Source organism: Oleiphilus sp. HI0079 (assembly GCF_001635105.1).
The window spans coordinates 1-1,635 of the sequence record NZ_LWFT01001348.1 but is presented as its reverse complement, the minus strand read 5'-3'; the positions used below and the strand labels follow the sequence as shown (position 1 = coordinate 1,635).

Here is a 1,635-nt window from a genome sequence, read left to right as displayed (position 1 = left end):
GCCAGATCGGTGCGTTGCTTAGTCATACTAAGAGACGCGAGCTCAAGCAAATAGGCTCCTACATAACGTGAAACGGAAAGTTTTCGTTTCGCTTCAGTCTCGCTCGCGGCATAGCTCTTAACCCGGGAAACAAAGGCGCTCCACTCGCTAGCAACGAATGAATGGCTGATCGCATCAGCGTGGTCGTTCTTTGCAAACGCCAGTACGCTAGGGCTGTAAGCGATTGCGCTATACAGCGCTGCCCTGCAAAACAAATCATGCTCATGACCTGCTTCTTCTTCCGTATTGAAAAGGCCCACACGATCAAAGAGCTTCTTGCACGCAACAAAGCTTGAGAGTACAAACGGCTGCCCACCTTTTGTCGCACAATCGAAAAACTCATTCAGTAGGCCTGGACCCGTGGCACAGGCACTCAAGTGTATCTTTGGATCGATGAAATCTTCGCTATCAACATGCCATTGATAAGCGGTTGCAAATGCTTCAGCTTCGGGAAACGCCTTCGTAAGTAATAGGACCTCTTCAAGATAATGAGGCTCCCAACGATCACCTGGCTTTAAAAACGTGATAAGTTGTCCCTTGGCTTGCTGAAGCCCCATGTTCTTGATCTCTCCTGCTTTGAGTCCTCTTTGCGCGTCCACAATCCGCGCGTCCATTCCTTTGGCGGACATTCGATCTAGTAAGCTCGGGACATCAACGTGATCAGATGTTTCATCCTGCTGATCTATGAGCAACAGTTCGACATTACGATACGTTTGAGAAACGACCGAGTCGAGACTGAACATCAATTCATCTTCACGTTTGTTCAAAGCTACAATAATCGAAAACAATGGCTTGTCTGAATACTGCATTAGGCGACACTCCCACTATGTACTGCATTTAGGCGAAAGCTGAAAAAAACAACCGGACTTATCCGATTAACGAGATTACTAATAGGCACCTCTGCCAAATAGAACAACCGGAACGGTAGACAGCAAAATCTTAATGTCCTTCATCCAGCTCTGCTCTTTGATGTATCGAATATCCAATGACACTTGTTCTTCAAACGTCGTGTCAGCGCGTCCAGAAACTTGCCACAAGCCAGTTAACCCAGGAAGGATCTGTAGTCTTTGACGCGCAGTCATCGAATAAATATCTGTTTCCTGAACCAAAGCCGGTCTTGGACCGATCAAGAGCATGTCTCCTTTCACCACGTTAATCAGCTGAGGTAACTCATCAATCGAGTACTTACGAATAATTTTTCCAATACGCGTAACGCGCGGATCATTAAAAAGCTTCTTACATACACCATCTCGATCGCTTTTGATCGTGCTGACATCAACGTATTTCGGATCTGAGGCAACACGCATCGAGCGGAACTTATAGAATGCGAAACGCCGACCATGAAGCCCAACGCGTGTTTGGGTAAAAATGGGACTTCCGGGGCTTTCGAGCCGAATTAACAAGGCCGTAATTAAGAGCACAGGGCTGATTAAAATTAGGCCCACTAACGCGATCGCGCGTTGTAATAAAGGGCTCAAGCCAAGATGTTTACTCTGTATCGATTTCATTGCTTCTCTCCTTTTAAGAAACTTTTTTAAGCTGCCAGAAACAGCGCCAAAGAAATTTAGGGTTTCCAATCACATACCGATGGAATTT

2 protein-coding genes are annotated in these 1,635 nt (G+C 46.2%); both read right to left on the bottom strand.

The features are described from left to right. The coding region (locus tag A3750_RS23265) for a glycosyltransferase (protein ID WP_068548939.1) at window positions 1–848 on the bottom strand (848 nt) is incomplete at its 3' end. Window positions 849–926: 78 nt separating this feature from the next. Further along, complete coding sequence (locus A3750_RS23260; RefSeq protein WP_068542104.1) at window positions 927–1,547, bottom strand: sugar transferase; 621 nt, start codon at window positions 1,545–1,547, stop codon at window positions 927–929. Window positions 1,548–1,635 lie beyond the last annotated feature (88 nt).

Excerpts from the sequence above, each read along its gene's own strand:
- A3750_RS23260 (WP_068542104.1), bottom strand. The coding sequence starts at position 1,547 with ATGAAATCGATACAGAGTAAACATCTTGGCTTGAGCCCTTTATTACAA.